This window comes from Flavobacterium croceum DSM 17960 (assembly GCF_002917885.1).
Lineage (GTDB): Bacteria > Bacteroidota > Bacteroidia > Flavobacteriales > Flavobacteriaceae > Flavobacterium > Flavobacterium croceum.
The window spans coordinates 1-16,795 of record NZ_PQNY01000022.1; the positions used below are offsets into that span (position 1 = coordinate 1).

Genomic DNA, 16,795 nt, shown 5'->3' on the forward strand with positions numbered 1-16,795 from the left:
CAAAAAAGTAGAATTAACTTTAGAATTAAAAAACAAGTTGAACCAATTAATGAAAAACAAATTATAAAAAAAGTACGAACGCACAACAGCGGTTTAACCTTATTACGCTTGTGAAGTATATATTTTATTGGCACTCACAAAATTTAAAAATCCTTTAGTACAACATAAGTACAACAAATCAAAAACTTTTTACAGAACTATAAATACCTACTTGATTAAGCTGCGCTTGGCGGTTCATCAATTGATATTCTGCGAGCTTTCCGCAGTAATATTGTTGTGTTGCTTTTGCATACCCATTGATCAAAAGCAAATCATTTAAACATTCTCCTCCTGGTAATATTACATATCCTAGTTGTCTGTTCCAGTAGTCGTAAAAGTTCTCCTGTTCTGTAATGATAGTTACAGCCGTTTTAGGTGGTGCAACCGACAAAACGAAGTGCAAGGATTGCAAACCAAATTGGAGTAATAATTGGGCAGGTAAACTGCTTTTCTCCTCATCTTCTATCATCTTCCTATTTAGTTTTACTTCTGGTGCATCTAAGCCATAAAGACGGATTTCTTTTTTCATTTGAGTGAAACGATGGCAAATGATGATGCTATCTCCATCAAGCACTTCTTCAATTTGCCAATGGGTTTCCACTATATACGGTGCTTTTGCGTTGTATTGCATTGATTTACAGTTATTTAAGTTATTGATATTCAAAGATAATCATTGAAATTTGTCTTATGAATTTAATCTAATTATTAACTTTTTAAATCTTAAAAAAATGGCAAGACAAAAAGGTGTTATTAAGTACGTTGGAACTCTTGGAGATATCCGACACTTCAAAATTAAAGGACAGGAAGGCTACTTCGCTGGAATGGTTGGTGGACCAACTGGCGACCAAGTATTATCTGCTCCTGAATTTGAGAGAACTCGTGAGAATATGAACGAATTTGGCGCTTGTGCCAAAGCTGGGAAATCTGTTCGAACTGGTTTGTCTCAAGTGATGAAACAAATGGCCGACAGCCAAGTAACTGGAAGATTAACTTCTATTATGAAGAAAATCAACCTTGAAGACCAAACGGAAGCCAGAGGTTACCGTAAAATTGAAATCACTACACAACGTAGTTACTTGAAAGGATTTGAGTTTGACAAAAACTCTTCTTTCAATGGGATTTTCAACGCTCCTTACTCATTAACTCACGGAGTTGATAGAGAAACTGGTGATTTTGTTGTAGATGCTTTTAATCCAGCGAATTTGGTTAATGCTCCATCTGGTGCCACTCATTTCCGTTTGATTACTTCGCTTTCCGTAGTGAGTGATTTTGAGTACAACGCTACCACAAACAGTTATGATCCTATGGATGCTGACTTGAATGAGGTAAACGATATTCAATACAGTGCGTTCTTGGACTTGTATGCTCCAGTTCCAGCAACAACCATAACTGCAACTTTACCTGGTGGAGTTCTTCCAACAGCAAATGTTACTGTTTTGCAATGTATCGGAATTGAGTTTTACCAACAAGTTGGTGGAAACTACTACTTGTTTGCAAGTGGTAACTGCTTGAAAGTTGAGGATGCTTTTTAGAAAAACCTTTCGAAAATCCCTCGCCAAAAGTGAGGGATTTTTTGTTTAATCTCAAATCTATCAAGACTATGGAAAGCAAAATAATAAGAGTAGCACAGGGTAAAGAAAGTACGTTGAGCCAGTTATACATTAACGGCATCTTTCAATGCTATTTGTTAGAGGATAAAATTAGAGAAGTGAAAATTCCTTCTCAAACTGCTATTCCAAAAGGTGTTTTTAGTTTGAAGCTGAACACTCACGGAGCTAAAAATGTGGATTACAAAAAAGTTTTTGGAAAACTGCACGAAGGAATGATTGAGATTTGCGGTTTACCCAACTTTAGTTTTGTGTACATCCATACCGGAAATACCATAAAAGATACTGCCGGTTGTCCGCTTTGTGGTTTTGGTTTTGGTTTTGTTGATGGAAATTACCAAGTTTCTCAAAGTGTTGCAGCTTACAAAATGATTTACCCAAAACTGGTAGCACTGGCAAGAGAGCCAAACAACAAAATTGTAATTGAAAATAATTTTCAATTTTAAAAAGTCCAAAAAATGGAAAACATCAACATCATCGCTACACTTTTTGGAACACTAATCACCTTACTACTCTCGATTGTGGCTTATTTTATCAAGCAATTACACACCGATTTTAAGAGTATGGAAAAAGATTTGGTTGAAGTAAAAACGATGGCTTTAATCATCAAAACCGAGTTCAAAAGTGGAAATGATTTGCTCAACCAGAAAGTAGAATATTTAGAAAAAAGAGTACAAATAATTGAATTAACAATCTTAAAAAGTCAAGATTATGAAAAATAAAAATATGAATGTCGTGGATAGAGCATTGGCTCCTACTCCAAAATGGTTTAAAATTCTTCGCAGTGTTGGAATTGCTTTGGCTTCTGTTGGTGGAGTTATCATCGCTTCACCTGTTGCGTTGCCTGTCGGATTAGTTTCGGCAGCTGGATACTTGGTACTTGGTGGAAGTATTATTTCGGTGGTTTCTCAAACGGCGGTTAAAGCTGAAGAGCAGCCAGAACCAAAGGAATAAAAAACCAATAAATTGACTTTAGAAGCTCCGTATTTCGGGGCTTCTTTTGTTTAAAGCAGTCAATAAATGGCAATTGCTTTGCTTTTCGCCGTTTTATTTAAGTGGTGCAATCATATTGCACTTATGTATTCCTTTGCTTGGGATTGAGGAGCAAACAATCCTAGTCCATTTGGACCAGGATTGATTTATTTTTTGTGGTAACGGTATAAAATGGCTCTGCGAAGGTCATTTATAAGCATCATATCCTCTTTGTATTGCTTTTCTTTTTTCTCCAGAAGTTTGAGAGCTGCAACATTTTTTTGGTGCTGCTCGTGTTCCACCATCATCAATCTAGATTGTGGATTGAATTCTTTTTTAAAATCATTTAGACGTAAAAACGGAATTACTGAACCAACTAAATGCTGGTGCCAAAATTTTGTTTGCCATAAACTATACGCAATGAAAAAAAGACTTTCGCAGTCCTCTTCGTTTTGAAAAATGATAACAAAACTGTTAGTAAATGGCTCTTTTTGTGGCTTTCCGCTGTTCATCCCTTTGTTAAGTAGGAATAAATGAGGTTTTGAATAAATCGTTCCAACTCGGTGAGTTTTGATGATAAAATTGGTCATAACTTTCGGCTTTAAAAATTGATTAGATTTTCAATTTTTCGCGGATTTTCTCTTGAAATGCAGGTGTGCCTCGCTACGCTCGACCTATAAAATTTTTCAAAAGAAAAAAAAGAAAAAAAGAAAGCCGTCTGTTCAAGTGGAAGGTTTCAGATAAAAAAGTTTTTAAAAAAAAATACTACCCGATACATCATCGGAAGTATGAGCGTGAAATCGGAAATGGGTTTTGTTGCGAACCGTTATGGGTGGAGATTTTTTTTAAAACCCGTAGGGCTTGAACTTGCTTTTTTGTAAACCTGAAACTTAGTTTTGCTCTCTTTTTTTTTATTTTTTATTTTGAATATCCAATCCAAATGTTGTTGTTTAATCGGATTTTAGCTGAAGGAATGAGTGTTGAATTGGAAGATAAAACGTCTTGGAAGTGTATCAATTTTTTGTAGATGGATGACAGAATATGATAAGAAAGAAGGTGTGCTTTATCCATCTGAAAAATTGATACTCTTCCTTCTACTATTTGATTTTTGAGGATGCTTAATCGTCTTATGAAATGAGAAGTTTCAATTTAAACGGAAAGTTGTACTGAAAATGGAAAGCATCTTCAAAAAACAATGCATTATAATACCTAGTGCGACGGTGCAGTAGCGCGTGCAAGTGTATCATTTTTTTATTTGCTTACTGGGATGTTTCTGATTGCTTTTGTGGAAAAGTTGATGCCATAGATTTGAAAGAAAGACAATGCTTCAAGTTTATAATACTTATTATTAGGAACGGTATGGCATCGGCTTTTCCGCTGAAGCAATTATTTCGGATTTTCTGGCAAATAAAACAATGATACTCTTGCTGGCTTCTCTTGATTTTGTGGGTGTTGAAAAATGCTTATTCCTATATGGTGAATGTTAGAAATAGAGTTGATAAGCATTTTACAACACTTACAAAAGCAATGCATATACTACCGATTTATGCGTAAAGATGCTAAAAACAGTTACCGTGAACGTTCTGGAAAGCAAGTATAACTGTAAAGTTTCCGATGAAATGGCGAACGTTGTTGAAGACAGTGGCGAAGGGTGGTTTTTTGAGTAGCCGGCTGGTGCGATGGAAGCTACTCAAAAAGTTGCCCTGGAGCCACTGGCAAGCGCGTTGGGTGTGGCGGCTGTTTTACATAAATGATATTATAGCTTCATTGCAAAAACCAAAAAAACAATAAAAACGCTTTGTAATGAACTATAATGCCACATTATGTAAAGAAGCTTGGGGAAAAAAATTACTGGCGCAAGTTGCGAAGCGTACGTGTTTTTTCTAAAAACTGTGCCAGTAATTTTTTTTGGAGCGTTGGCAAAGGAGTGGCAATTGAAATGTAAAACTTCCTTTGTATTACAGAATGAAAAAATATATTCTCACTATTGGAAAAGTAATTAACGAAATGAAGCAAACAAAGATGTGAGTTTAGGAATACTTGAACTAAACGAGGATTTTGTGCAGATGAATGAGATAATGAATTTTAAGAAAACACTTTCAAAATATGATAAACATTTAAAAATCAGGTATTTATGTTTTTTATAAAAATTATTGATAAGTTTTAGTAAATGGATGAATTCATCCAAAGAAAAATTATTAATTTGTGGTGTTAAATTTTTTATATGAATGATTTCAAATTTTTAGAACATGATATCTTACATTCTATAAAACAGTTACACTCAAGAAGCGTTAAAATAATTAATAATGAAAACAGAAAAGGAAATAAATAATTTAAGTAAATTTTTAAGTTTAATACTCAGACATAAACCTGAAACTATTGGGATAGAACTTGATGAAAATGGTTGGGTAAATACAAATCTTCTATTAGAAAAATCTAATCAATACAATCATAAAATTGATTTTGAAACTTTGAAAATTATAGTTGAAACAAATAACAAAAATAGATTTAGTTTTAGTGATAATTTTGAAAAAATAAGAGCCAATCAAGGACATTCATTAAATATTGAATTAGGTTATTTGCCAACTAAACCTCCCAGAATTTTATATCATGGAACAGCTGAAAGAAATGTAAATTCTATATTGTTACATGGCTTAGATAAACGAAATAGGCATCATGTTCATCTTAGTCAAAATATTGAAACTGCGATAAATGTTGGAAAAAGACATGGAAAACCATTTGTATTTAAAATTCTTTCCGAGAAAATGTATAATGATGAATTTGAGTTTTTCGTTTCTGAAAATGGGGTTTGGTTAACTGAAAAAGTGCCAACTATCTATATTTTGGAGAAAAGTTGTTAGACAAATTAATATTGTGATTTTTATCTATCTTCTTCTAAACTTCCATTTGTTCGGAATAATTTTAATTCCTTCAATAATCTCAATGTCGTTTTTAACTAATAATTCTCTGATTGCATCTTCTTTATATCGAAATTGTAAACTTAAATCTTTGATAGTTATTCCTTTTAAAAAAGTATTTATTATCAATTTTTTATCTTCTTCTTTAATGAAATATTTATCATCAATTTTTTGATTTAAAGCAATTTCTTCTTTGAAATTAATTAATGTATCAATTATTGCATCTAAATTATTTGGATTAATTAAAATTGAATTTTTTACATCATTTCCAATATTTTGAATGATTTTAATGTATTCATAACCATTCTCTTGTTTGTAAATTTGGATAAACAAATTGCTTTTTTCAAATTGTAATTTATGCGACCTTACTAATTCGTCCATATCAATTTTTTTAATTAATACTCTTTCTTACTTGGAATAACGCCTCGAATTCCGCCTCTTGGATTTTCAACATCGCCTTTATATCTGGGAATAATGTGAATGTGACAATGCCAAATTGTTTGCCCAGCATCTGCATTTATATTGATTCCAATATTAAAACCATCAGGATTGTATTTTTCTTGAAGAATGGTTTTTACTTTATTGGCAACAATCCAACAAGCGGTTTGTTCTTTTAAAGTTAAATTAAAATAATTTGAAACTAATCTTTTTGGTACAATCAAAGCATGACCCTTTGAAACTGGAAACTTATCATAAAATGAATAGACAGTTGCTGTTTCAACAATTAATTCTCTTGTTTCTTCTCCAACTAAAAACGGACTTAAATCAGCATTTCCTTTGTTTAATGTTGTATAATGCTCATATTCATATATTTCACAATTATCATTCTTGTAAATTGACAAATAAGCTAGTTTTATCAAACATTGATACGTTTCTTTTTTATGGACTTTATGAATTCTAAATCCTTCGTATTGAATATCTCTGCGAACAGCAAAATATGCTTTTCCGTTTGGCTTAAGAAGATTTGAAACGTTCATTAAAACTTCTGCTTGTTCTTCGGGAAGCAAAACATTTAGAACATAAAAGCATAAAATAGTATCATATTTTTGGGTTGGAAATGCTGGAAAATAAAATGGATCATATCCATCAATATCAAATCCTTTAATTTTTAATAATTCTACATCTTTACCAATACCACAACCAAAATCCAAAACTTTACCTTTTATCTTTTTTTGATTTAGTAAAATTCTTGCTGGATAGGAAAGAGAAGTTCTTTCTATTGCTGTTAAATGGCTATTTTGGTTTTGATTACTCATTCATAAATAAAAATCCGTTGTTACTTGCAATGGTAATCAATGGCTGAATTGTATTTGAAAATTTATCTTTTTCAAAAGCTTCAATATTTGGAAAAATAGTTAGAAACTCATCCATATATTTACTTTGAGAATTATGATGTTTATTGATTTCAAAAGCTATCTTTTGTAAATCATAAAATTTATCAAAATGTTTATCAAATAGAGGAAGTTTGTCGCTTTTTGAAGAATTAAATTTCTTTTCAATTGGTAATAAATTCCAAATCAAATCATGTGAAACAAAAGCATGAGGTACGAAATGGTCTAACGCATAATTCTTTTCATCAAAATACAATTTTGTATTTGTGAAAATGCAATTTATTGAACCTAATTCTTTGAAAACTAACTTCCAATATTCATTAGTTTGCTTGGCTAAACCATTTCTAATTGCAGGTTTTATCAATTTACTTGGAATATCTGGAACATTTGGATTTCGAGTTTGAAGAAATAAAGCCAAATTCCAATAGCAATAATCTTTTAATACTTTTGCGTTCAGTTTTAAATAATTTATCCAAATTGGATTAATTACGATAAAATCTTTGTGCAAAGCATACAAACTATCGTTTACGAAAGTTTTTGAATCAGAATAAATTCTGTTCTTTTGCTGATTTTCCGTTTCATTTTTTATAGAATTAAACCACGGTGATAAAAATTTATAAGGAACATAAGTGTCAAAGTGGAATAATTGTGTAATTATTTCTTTTTTTTCTGAATTTTCTAAACAGTAATTAATATCACTTTTTTTTGCATCTATTGTTAATTCTTCTTCATTTAAAATTGTTTCAACTGCAATTTGAAATTTATCAGATTTACCAAAAGATAATTTAAAATAATTAATGGTGTACCAAGAATTACTAATCATCCTTGAAAAAATCTTCTTTTTTTCAATTTCTATATTTCCTTCCTCAACTAATTCAATTAATGCTAGAAACCAATAAAATTTGTAAGTAGCCGTTGTGCTTCCGAAAACAGATGCAAGTTTATTTATTGGTAAATTGTTTGAAGTTGGAAGTATCATTAAAAGTTTATCTGTTTGGTTGCTGACTTAATTGACTTTTTAATTTTGGAGTCAATAAACACTTTATTTCTTTTTTCTAACAGTTCTTGAATTAATAATTTACTTTTTGTTTCAATTATATTACTATTCTCTCTAAATTCTTTTATTGCGATTTCACAAGCTTTACCTAAACCAACAATCAATGGTGTATTATAAGTTCCTGCTCTTAAACCGTTTTCTTGACCGCCACCGTGAAACAATGGAGTCAATACAATATTTTTATTTTTGTATAAAATACCAACACCTTTAGGAGCATTTAATTTATGACCGCTAAAACATAATAAATCAATGTTATTTTCTAAAACATCAACTTTTATTTTACCTACTGCTTGAGTTGCATCACAAAAAAAAGGAATGTTGTTCTCCTTTGCAATTGAACCAATTTCTTTTATAGGTTGAATTATTCCAGTTTCATTATTTACATACATAATGCAAATCAAAAATGTATCATTTCGGATTGCTTCTTTCAAATCATTTATTGAAATTAAACCATCTTTATCTACATCTAAGTAAGTAACTTCAACACCTTTTGTTTCTAAATATTCGCAAGTTGCCAAGACCGCTTTATGTTCGGTTTTAACAGTAATTATATGATTGCCTTTTTCAAAATTTGATTCTACAAAACCTTTAAGGGCAAAATTTATAGATTCGGTAGCACCTGAAGTAAAAATAATTTCACCTTCATTACAGTTAATTAATTTCGAAACTTGTTTCCTAGATAACTCAATTGCTTGTTTTGATTCTTTACCAAAATCATGATTGCTTGAAGCATTACCATAAATCTCAGAGAAATAGGGTAACATTGCTTCAAGAACTCTTGAATCGACACTGGTTGTACTTGCGTTATCGAAATAATTTATTAACATCAATACTTTTTGGAATACAATAATACGAAAAAGCAACGGAAAGAAAAATGAGGAAAACCGTAAAAGTAGGAAAATAGGGAAAAATAATGCAAAATAATTTAGGGTTTAGGGTGTAAGGAAAAAACGCTTAAAAGATTTTTATTTTTCTAGGAATGAAATAAAACAGATTTATCGGGAAGATTGGGTGCAAACTGGGTTTTGTGGTTTATTAATTTGCATTAATAAGTTCTTATGTTTCTCGATATATTTTTTGAAAAAAAATAAAAAATGTTTCTGTTGAAAAGTGGTTACACCACCTTACACCCTCAAAGTGAAGTAGAAAGGTGCTTTTTAGTGAGAAGTGAATAGTAGTTAGTGATTAGCATTTTTTTGAGTAAAAAGAAAAAAGTGGAACTTTTCTGTTCCACTTTTTTGTTGTTTTTTATTCTTCGACTTCTTTGTTTTTTGCATCGACTTCTTCGTATGAGAATTCTTTAACTGCATAAACTGGTTTTCCTTGCCGCATTAATCTTGTAAAATTGTGTTTTTTTAATGCTTTTCCCAATTTATTTATTGTACCATCATTTAGGTTCAACTTTGTTCTGTCGGCAAGTTTGGCAGCTATTTGAGACGCATTTAAAAATAGTGTTGCTTCTTCTTTTGGGCAAGGTTCGAACCACGTTAATAGTAATTCTTCTTCTGGACTGTGCAATTGGTATTGTTCGTTATTCTCGGTGATGGACTTAATTTCTTCCTGGTCGAACCAGTATCTAAAACCACTTTTTAAAAGAAACAACGCTTGTGAAAAAGCTAGATTTATATCTACATCGTGCTGGTATTTAATGCCTTCTAACTCAAAACAAAGAAAACGTCTGCTTCCTGTACTATCGTTTAAGAACTGTGCTGTATTGACACTTCCGGCAAAAGATGCGCGTCGTGGCATAGTTTCGTTGTTATGTCCGTATGCTTTTCTCATTCTGATTTGGGTTTTTGTGATGATTTCTTTTAGGGATCCAATTTCAGAACGGTTTAGGTTTTCGAGCTCGTCCAAGTTGATTAACATACATTCTGACAGCTGCACCAATGTATCTTTGTTGTTTGGGTTTATGGTTCCGGAAAATAGATATTCTTTCAAAGGTTTCGGAACGAGTTTCTCCACCCAAGTTGTTTTGCCTAATCCTTGTTTGCCACTAAAGACAATAACCGTGTGATTGATTACTTTATCATCAAGAACACAACCAACCATAGCCACTAACCATTTTTTAAAACATTGCTGCCAAAGTTCTTGTTTTGTTGTGGTTATTGTGTTGGCTAATTCGGTAATGTAATCGGTCTTTTCATCGTAAGTAGGTAAATTGAAAAAGTAATCTTCAAACGGATTGAATAGTTCGCAAAAATCAGAATACAATAAGTTTCTTAATGAAGATAAATTGGTTTTAATTCGACCTTTTAGACATTCTCGAAGCATTGAATTTTCTATAAAATCATTCATTACATTCCACTTCTTTTTACCGAAATATTGGAACTCTAATTTGCCTGAAACGATGTTGTGACGAAATACATATCTTGTTGATAAAAACAGCTCTAAACGGTCTATTTGTGTTGGTTTTGGTTTGTCTTCGTCGTCGTCCTCATAGGAATCAGCTCCAATTGAGTTAGATTTTGTTCTCGTTTCTTTAGTACTATTTTTAGCCACCCCGACCTTCGGCCACCCCTCCAGAGGATGGGAATCTTTAGCGAATTCGTGAATGTTTCCGTAGGCGCTGTGAACGGTTTGTGTTACTTCTTTTTCGTCATAGCCAAAGTCTGTTAGTATGAAGCTTAGAGCTTCGTTTAATGAAATGCCTTTTCGGTTTAGGTTACACGCGAGTTGGTGTACGAATACGTTTCGGCTACCTGTCGCGTATTGCACTTTTTTTTCGGTGAAGCGGATGCAGTGGTTGTAGATGGCTTCGCTGTTGTCAGTTGTCGGTTGTTGAGTTCCCTCGACTGCGCTCGGGATGACAGTTTGGGCAGACACTGAAACAAGTTCAGTGTGAAAGGTTGAAGCTTGTTCGTTTAGGTATAGATTTTCATCCCAGGAATAAAAGCATAGTCTTGTTAGATCTTTGCCTGATTTGTCTATTTCTAGTTTTAAAATGGCCTCATAATGTGCTTGTACCTTTAGGAACGTTTCTTTGTGTTCGGTTTTTGGTGTATCGATTTTGACTAGAATTTTTAAGCCATTACCTGATGGACTAATGAAACACGCATAAGTAAACTCACTTTGTGCCGCTAGGCTCTTTGCATTTTGTAAATCGGTTGCACTTAATTTGTCAATGTCTAATATTATGAATTTTGAATATTCTGTTAGGAATTCCAATTTACGACCACCAACAAATTTACCTGAAGGTGTGAATGCTGGAAGTGATTTTTTAGCTTTGTTGTATGCTTCTTCTTTTTTTTCAGATAAAGATTTACGCAAGTAAATGATGCCGGGTTTGTACTTTCCTGTTTTAATTTCCTCCAAAATTGTTGCAATTGTTTTGTGTTCTACAACTTCGTTGAAATTCTTGAATATTGTTACCATTTAGGAGTAATTAATGATTAATAGATAGTGAATAGTTTTTAAGTTTGTGCCTGTCTTACAGACACAAACTTCACAAGTTCCATTACAATCGCTCATACTATCGTCCTTTGAATGATTTGTTGTAATGCTCTTGCAATAGCTTTTCAACATCGGAAAGTTTGTAGTAGATTTTGTTTCCAACTTGACTGAATGAAATTTTACCTTCGTCTCTCCAGGTTTGAGCTGTACGTTTTGAAATTTTCATCAGTAAAAGGAATTCTTGATTGTCTAAAAAGGTTTCCTTCTTTGGGTCAGCCTTGATAGAGATTTGGCTTTGAATTGTGTCTAATTTGCTCATTAGATCTGTGAACTGGTCTTTTGTGAAGATAATTGCATCCATTTTTTAAAGATTTAAATTGTTATGATGCAAATGTGAGAAGTAGTAAAAAGTCCAATAGTCCTGAAATGGTCTTTCAGGACTATTTTGTTTTAGAGCATTTTGTCGATGTCTATTCTTTTATGGGGCTTCGGTCGTTTTTCTGTTCTTGAAGGTGTTAGTATTGTTTTGACTGTTTCAGGACTTATATCTTTTCCGTCTTTGTCAACATAGGAATTTACGATAATTGCTACTAGGTCATTAACCGAACCATCAATCATTGATTTGCCATCTACAAATAACTCTCTCGTAAACTGGTAATGAATATCAATAAACTGGTTTAGATTGCAATTGATTTGCATCTTTTTGAATGGTAATTGGTTTAGATTTTGTTCTCTTTTGGTTTGTTCTACAGCTGCTTGCAATTTTTGTAAGGCATAAATATGCTCAATTTCTTTAGCACATTGTACATCATACATTGGCGTTTTTTGATTGATAAATTCGATGCTTGCTTGTTGGTATTCGAACATTTCTTTGGTCAACAATAATATTTTTTCTTCATCTCGTTGACAAGTAACCAATTGTTTTTTGATTTCATAAAACGAAAAATGACGGTCTTCACTTTCGGCATTTATAAACTTCTTTGGTGTTTTTGCAACTGGTTCTTTTACGCTCGAAGATTGCAGCTCTGAACGTTTTTTTTCGATTAGAAAGTACAATTTATTGTATCTACTCATTGCCGTTTTGGAGCTGAAAAAAGCTTCATTGTTGGCTAATAGTTTTTCGAGTTTACAAATCCATACCTCTGGGTTTTTTACCTGGTTGAATTGATAATCGATAAATGCAGGAAATTGAGATTGTTTGAGTTCTAATATTTTTGCAATTAAGGCATTGCAATAACTTTGAATAGTGATTTTATCTTCGACAATAATATCAAATACAGGATTTTTGGCTTGTGCCTGAGGCACTGCCAATAATTCTACAAACTCTGCGGTTTGCATATTTTGATCCTTTGAATTCAATTGTAATATTGTCTTTTTTGTTATTCATTTATTTAAAAATTGTAATTAAAAGCGGTTTAAAATTTGATGTTTTCTTGTTGCTGTTTGGCTTGTAAAGAGCAATCATCTTTTTTTCGATTTGTTTGCTTTAAAAATTACTAGATTTCTATTTTGCAAATGTAGAAAATAAAAAAAATCCTTGTTAAAGGATTTTAAATGAAGTTATTAACAATCGGATGAAGTCAATAAAATAGGGACTTTACACTCGCTAGTAGTTTGATATTGATTTTTTTTTATTTTTAAATTTTGATTGGAATTACTGTTTTAGAATTTCTAATAATCTGTAATTAATGTATATTTTTTCTTTGCCAACGGTTTCACTTTTTAGAAAGCCTTTTTCTTCTAAAGCGATTAGATAATTTCCAATAGTTTTTAATGATGCTAGACCTTCTGCTTCTAATTGTTGTCGTTTTGTATATGGTAATCGGAATAATGCTTCTACCAAATCTTTTGAATATACTTTTGGTAATTTTTCTTGAATTTCAGCAGCCATCGTATTCATCAATTCTTCAATTGCTGTGATTTGTTTTCTGCCTTTTAACGCTGTTTCTTCGACCATATCTAACATATACATTATCCAATCTTCCCAGTTGCCCTCTTCGGTTACTTTACGTAAATTGTTGTAATAGGCCGCTTTGTTGTCGATGATGTAATTACTCATATACAACGCTGGTAAATCTAATAGCCCTGCCAATTTTAAATATAATAACAAAATGATACGTCCGGTCCTTCCATTTCCATCAAAAAACGGATGTATGGCTTCGAATTGGTAATGAATAATTGCCATTTTTACTAATGGATCTATTTCGTCTTCTGCGTGAATGAAGTCTTCTAGATTTTTTAATTTTTCACGTATGGTATTTTCTCCTTCTGGTGGTGTATAAATTACTTTTCCTGTCGCTGGATTTTTTAATTGTGTTCCAGATGCGTTTCTAATGGAAGCTGTATTTTCTTTTATGATTTGTGCTAATTTGATAAACAAATTGGTCGTTAAGAAAGGTCGTTTTTCGATTTCTTGAAAGCCAAACCATAAAGCGTCTTTGTAATGCATTACTTCTTTAGTCGCTGGATTGTCGTATTTTTTTTCGGCTATGGAAGCCATAAACAATTCGTCTTGGGTTGTAATGATGTTTTCTATTGCTGAACTGGCTTGTGCTTCTTGTAAATTGATGGTGTCAATAAACAGCGTTGGGTTTGGCAAATTGGTTATCGCTCCTTTTAGTTCGGATAAAGCTCTACTGGAAGTAATTAGCTTTTTTAAAATTACTTTGGTTTCTAAATCGGTATTAGGTGGTACTAACGGTAATTCGTTATACGGTTTTTCCGGGTTATAATTTGCTGCCATAGTCGATGTATTTATGAAAGTCAATTTTAGGATTATTTACCTTCGTTTTATTTTCGAGAGTAAAAATAGTAAAAAATTACCTTCGAAATGATTTTCGAGAGTAAAAAAATGAAAAAATTACCTTCGTATGGAATTTAAAAAGTAGAATTGACTGAAATTTACCTTCGTTCTTTTCTAAAAGATGTAATTGTCAACTGCTTTGTCTAATTCTTCGCTGATGATTTTGGCATATATCTGCGTTGTGCTGATGTCCGTGTGGTCCATTAATTTAGAAACGTGCTCAATTCTCATTCCGTTATTTAATGCATTGGTCGCAAAACTGTGTCGCGATAAATGGAACGAAAGTGGAAACGGTAGTTTCAACATTTTTCCCATTCGGTTGAGTTGGAAATTAGCGGAATGATTTTCTCTTTGTGATATGAAATAACGTATTTCTTCACTCTTGTTGTATGATTTTTTATCTGTAATAATTGGGAAAATATAATCATCTGGTTGTGCATCTTCTTTGATGTATTTATTCAAAATATCAATCGCCACTTTACCAATTTTAAACTGGTGTAATCTTCCTGTTTTGCGAATTACTTTTTTTATTCTTTGCTCTTCGCTATTGTAATTGGTATATTGCAGCTCGATAACATCGCTAAATCTTAATCCTCCGGCATAAATTGAGAATAGGAATAAATCACGCCATAAATCGGCTTTCTTTCCTTCTTTGAGGTCTAAATTGGTTAGTTTTTCGATTTGGTCTTTGTTTAGGAATACTCTTTTCTCGGTATCTTTTTTTAATGTCAGTTTGTTGAATGGATACATATATTCTGGAATGATGTCTTCTTTAATTGCTTCCTTGAACATTATCGCCAAGATCATTATAGAATAGCGTTGCGTGGTTGCTCCGTTTTTTAGAATATTTCCCATATGAGCCATATAGTCCTTTAAAACCGAAACGGTAATGTCATCAAAATAAACATCCTTGCTGCCTACATAATTTTCAAATTTCTTAGTGTAAAGCATATAATTTTTATAGGTTCCAAACGAAACGCTGCCTTTTATTTTTTCACATCGAGCATAAGCATATTGAAAAAAGTTTGGCACTTCTTTTCCCTTGATGGCTTCTTTTAGTTTTTTGATGGAAACGGATTTTATCTTTCTTTCCATATCGGCAACCTGACCTTCAGCATCTGCAATTTTTTGAGATAATGCAGCGTTCATCCTTGCACTGTTGGGATGGTTCTTTTTTACTTTCTGCTTTACTTCATCCCACTCGTTCTCTTTGAGCTTCACTCCAGCAGTGATAAATTTCGTTTTTCTATCTTTTATAATTCGGATATACAAAGGGCTGTGACCAGTTTGGTCTGCCTGATGTGTTCTTAAAATTAGTTTAATTGATGCCATAGTGTTAGGAAATTAGAAATGTTGTACTATATTTGTAAAGCAATGCAAACGAGTGAAAGTATTGTAAATACTGGGTTTTCAATTGGGTGCATCGTGATACGAAGGTACAACATTGGGTACAACAAAACAAGTATTTCATTGCTTTTTTATGCTTAAAATTGCATTGTCAAATTTTATAAAGTCAATGAATACAACACTTTAAGTGCAATTGAGAACTGGCAATTATAAAATGATGATAACAGCGGTTTGGCGCAATTGGGGTTATAGGCGAACTTTAAAGTTGGTTTTGTACTTGGAAGTTCAGTCTTTAATTTATACATTTGGCTAACCAAATCCCCAACTGACGCCAAGCCACGAGACGTTAGTGGCAAGCATAGGACGACCGCCACGCAAAGAATAATACGACAAAAAATGAAATTAGATATTACGTTTAATGTATACACAGACGCAAATGGTGGCGACCCAGACAGCACAAGTCCGACACTTCGTTCATATCATAAATTGTTATGGAGTAAACCATTGCCAAACGGACAAGCTTTTGAATTAGACAACAATAAAAGCGGAACGTATTTATATCACAAATCGAAACTTGGAGAATACAATTTGGGAAGTGATGCTATTACTCACTCATATAGAAACCAGACAAGAAAGCAATGGTTGATAAAGCAAATTCCAAACGAAGTAAACGAACTTTTTGACATTGGTTCGACAATTGGTGCCTACACACTTTTTCCGAAAAATAAAATAGACAACAAGTTTACAATCAATCAAGCTCGTGGAGTAAACAGCTTAATTGACGACAGGTTTGACCTGACTTTGGAATGTATCAGACTTTTTTACGCAGGACAACAAAGTCCACTTTACGACACATTTTTAAGATATAAAAACTTCTTCGACTTGTTTGAGAATTTTAGAGGATACATTGACTTCTTTTTACTGAATGACCTTGTTGACGAGAGTGAGAATATTCGGTTTTACTTGCCATTTGACAACTTTAAAACAAAGCCAACATTTACAGACGTTGACGAATATCTTGTTTATAAAAAAAAAGTAACGGACTTCATAAATGCACGAAATAAACGAATTGACAATTATGCAAACCAACGAAAATCAGAATAGAATGCCAGCCACTAACAGGCGTTTGGCTCAATGGCGGGTGAAGTGGTTAATTGAACATTCTACCTCGCATCAACTTTTGTGGTACATTGACAGTTTTGTGCTCCGAAATCCGCCACTACGCCAAGCGCCAAAACGTTGGTGGTAACTTTATCCGAAAATAACGAAAAAGGAATGAAACAGAAACTATATAATTTATCTTTAATTGGTTGGTTATTAACAACATC

Annotated in this window: 17 protein-coding genes; 6 read left to right on the plus strand and 11 right to left on the minus strand. The window is 32.6% G+C overall.

Features of this window, described 5'->3' with window-relative positions; all coding sequences use genetic code 11:
• Positions 1–178: 178 nt before the first annotated feature.
• Entirely contained in the window at positions 179–670 is a 492-nt protein-coding gene (locus tag Q361_RS12110; protein WP_103726995.1) for a thermonuclease family protein, read from the minus strand.
• A 190-nt stretch (positions 671–860) separates the two neighbouring features.
• Between Q361_RS12110 and Q361_RS12115 the strand changes: the two genes are divergently transcribed.
• From Q361_RS12115 to Q361_RS12130, 4 genes are all read left to right on the plus strand, one after another.
• Complete coding sequence (locus Q361_RS12115; protein ID WP_211290381.1) at positions 861–1,571, plus strand: hypothetical protein; 711 nt, start codon at positions 861–863, stop codon at positions 1,569–1,571.
• A 68-nt stretch (positions 1,572–1,639) separates the two neighbouring features.
• Positions 1,640–2,092 carry a DUF5675 family protein gene (locus Q361_RS12120; protein WP_103726997.1) on the plus strand — a complete coding sequence of 151 codons (453 nt, stop codon included), beginning with the start codon at positions 1,640–1,642 and terminating at the stop codon, positions 2,090–2,092.
• A gap of 12 nt (positions 2,093–2,104) precedes the next feature.
• Positions 2,105–2,368 (plus strand): hypothetical protein, encoded by a 264-nt coding sequence (locus Q361_RS12125; RefSeq protein WP_103726998.1) that lies wholly within the window; start codon positions 2,105–2,107, stop codon positions 2,366–2,368.
• A gap of 4 nt (positions 2,369–2,372) precedes the next feature.
• Complete coding sequence (locus Q361_RS12130) at positions 2,373–2,600, plus strand: hypothetical protein (RefSeq protein WP_103727010.1); 228 nt, start codon at positions 2,373–2,375, stop codon at positions 2,598–2,600.
• Positions 2,601–2,785: 185 nt separating this feature from the next.
• Here Q361_RS12130 and Q361_RS12135 read toward each other — a convergent pair whose 3' ends face one another.
• Positions 2,786–3,208, minus strand: a complete 423-nt coding sequence (locus Q361_RS12135) for a DUF6943 family protein (RefSeq protein WP_103726999.1) — start codon at positions 3,206–3,208, stop codon at positions 2,786–2,788.
• Between the two features lie 1,716 nt (positions 3,209–4,924).
• On the opposite strand from Q361_RS12135, the gene Q361_RS12140 reads away from it, so the two are divergent.
• The gene (locus Q361_RS12140) at positions 4,925–5,479 is read left to right on the plus strand and encodes an RNA 2'-phosphotransferase (protein ID WP_103727000.1); all 555 of its coding nucleotides are present in this window, start codon (positions 4,925–4,927) and stop codon (positions 5,477–5,479) included.
• Positions 5,480–5,503: 24 nt separating this feature from the next.
• Here Q361_RS12140 and Q361_RS12145 read toward each other — a convergent pair whose 3' ends face one another.
• The 9 genes from Q361_RS12145 to Q361_RS12185 form a co-directional block, all read right to left on the minus strand.
• The gene (locus Q361_RS12145; RefSeq protein ID WP_103727001.1) at positions 5,504–5,917 is read right to left on the minus strand and encodes a hypothetical protein; all 414 of its coding nucleotides are present in this window, start codon (positions 5,915–5,917) and stop codon (positions 5,504–5,506) included.
• Positions 5,918–5,931: 14 nt separating this feature from the next.
• Positions 5,932–6,792, minus strand: coding sequence for an HIT family protein (locus Q361_RS12150; protein ID WP_103727002.1), 861 nt, complete (start codon positions 6,790–6,792; stop codon positions 5,932–5,934).
• A complete protein-coding gene (locus Q361_RS12155; protein ID WP_103727003.1) occupies positions 6,785–7,846 on the minus strand; it encodes an HNH endonuclease domain-containing protein in 1,062 nt (353 codons plus the stop codon). The genes Q361_RS12150 and Q361_RS12155 overlap by 8 nt, the downstream gene beginning before the upstream one ends.
• Positions 7,846–8,751, minus strand: coding sequence for a cysteine desulfurase family protein (locus tag Q361_RS12160; RefSeq protein WP_103727004.1), 906 nt, complete (start codon positions 8,749–8,751; stop codon positions 7,846–7,848). Before Q361_RS12160 ends, Q361_RS12155 begins: the two co-directional genes overlap by 1 nt.
• A 421-nt stretch (positions 8,752–9,172) precedes the next feature.
• Positions 9,173–11,299: a VapE domain-containing protein gene (locus Q361_RS12165; RefSeq protein ID WP_103727005.1), complete on the minus strand. Its 2,127-nt coding sequence runs from the start codon at positions 11,297–11,299 to the stop codon at positions 9,173–9,175.
• Positions 11,300–11,396: 97 nt separating this feature from the next.
• A complete protein-coding gene (locus Q361_RS12170) occupies positions 11,397–11,636 on the minus strand; it encodes a helix-turn-helix domain-containing protein (RefSeq protein ID WP_245874634.1) in 240 nt (79 codons plus the stop codon).
• A 131-nt stretch (positions 11,637–11,767) separates the two neighbouring features.
• Positions 11,768–12,655: a hypothetical protein gene (locus Q361_RS13765; RefSeq protein WP_169929305.1), complete on the minus strand. Its 888-nt coding sequence runs from the start codon at positions 12,653–12,655 to the stop codon at positions 11,768–11,770.
• 316 nt (positions 12,656–12,971) lie between these two features.
• Positions 12,972–14,060: a Fic family protein gene (locus Q361_RS12180; protein WP_103727007.1), complete on the minus strand. Its 1,089-nt coding sequence runs from the start codon at positions 14,058–14,060 to the stop codon at positions 12,972–12,974.
• Positions 14,061–14,234: 174 nt separating this feature from the next.
• Positions 14,235–15,452 carry a site-specific integrase gene (locus Q361_RS12185; protein WP_103727008.1) on the minus strand — a complete coding sequence of 406 codons (1,218 nt, stop codon included), beginning with the start codon at positions 15,450–15,452 and terminating at the stop codon, positions 14,235–14,237.
• A gap of 411 nt (positions 15,453–15,863) precedes the next feature.
• Here Q361_RS12185 and Q361_RS12190 point away from each other — a divergent pair, with 411 nt between their 5' ends.
• The gene (locus Q361_RS12190) at positions 15,864–16,571 is read left to right on the plus strand and encodes a DUF6994 family protein (RefSeq protein WP_103727009.1); all 708 of its coding nucleotides are present in this window, start codon (positions 15,864–15,866) and stop codon (positions 16,569–16,571) included.
• Positions 16,572–16,795: the final 224 nt, after the last annotated feature.

Excerpts from the sequence above, each read along its gene's own strand:
- Q361_RS12135 (WP_103726999.1), bottom strand. The coding sequence starts at position 3,208 with ATGACCAATTTTATCATCAAAACTCACCGAGTTGGAACGATTTATTCA.
- Q361_RS12150 (WP_103727002.1), bottom strand. The coding sequence starts at position 6,792 with ATGAGTAATCAAAACCAAAATAGCCATTTAACAGCAATAGAAAGAACT.
- Q361_RS12130 (WP_103727010.1), top strand. The coding sequence starts at position 2,373 with ATGAATGTCGTGGATAGAGCATTGGCTCCTACTCCAAAATGGTTTAAA.
- Q361_RS13765 (WP_169929305.1), bottom strand. The coding sequence starts at position 12,655 with ATGCAAACCGCAGAGTTTGTAGAATTATTGGCAGTGCCTCAGGCACAA.
- Q361_RS12115 (WP_211290381.1), top strand. The coding sequence starts at position 861 with ATGGTTGGTGGACCAACTGGCGACCAAGTATTATCTGCTCCTGAATTT.
- Q361_RS12145 (WP_103727001.1), bottom strand. The coding sequence starts at position 5,917 with ATGGACGAATTAGTAAGGTCGCATAAATTACAATTTGAAAAAAGCAAT.
- Q361_RS12190 (WP_103727009.1), top strand. The coding sequence starts at position 15,864 with ATGAAATTAGATATTACGTTTAATGTATACACAGACGCAAATGGTGGC.
- Q361_RS12165 (WP_103727005.1), bottom strand. The coding sequence starts at position 11,299 with ATGGTAACAATATTCAAGAATTTCAACGAAGTTGTAGAACACAAAACA.
- Q361_RS12155 (WP_103727003.1), bottom strand. The coding sequence starts at position 7,846 with ATGATACTTCCAACTTCAAACAATTTACCAATAAATAAACTTGCATCT.
- Q361_RS12120 (WP_103726997.1), top strand. The coding sequence starts at position 1,640 with ATGGAAAGCAAAATAATAAGAGTAGCACAGGGTAAAGAAAGTACGTTG.
- Q361_RS12140 (WP_103727000.1), top strand. The coding sequence starts at position 4,925 with ATGAAAACAGAAAAGGAAATAAATAATTTAAGTAAATTTTTAAGTTTA.
- Q361_RS12125 (WP_103726998.1), top strand. The coding sequence starts at position 2,105 with ATGGAAAACATCAACATCATCGCTACACTTTTTGGAACACTAATCACC.
- Q361_RS12170 (WP_245874634.1), bottom strand. The coding sequence starts at position 11,636 with ATGAGCAAATTAGACACAATTCAAAGCCAAATCTCTATCAAGGCTGAC.
- Q361_RS12180 (WP_103727007.1), bottom strand. The coding sequence starts at position 14,060 with ATGGCAGCAAATTATAACCCGGAAAAACCGTATAACGAATTACCGTTA.
- Q361_RS12110 (WP_103726995.1), bottom strand. The coding sequence starts at position 670 with ATGCAATACAACGCAAAAGCACCGTATATAGTGGAAACCCATTGGCAA.
- Q361_RS12185 (WP_103727008.1), bottom strand. The coding sequence starts at position 15,452 with ATGGCATCAATTAAACTAATTTTAAGAACACATCAGGCAGACCAAACT.
- Q361_RS12160 (WP_103727004.1), bottom strand. The coding sequence starts at position 8,751 with ATGTTAATAAATTATTTCGATAACGCAAGTACAACCAGTGTCGATTCA.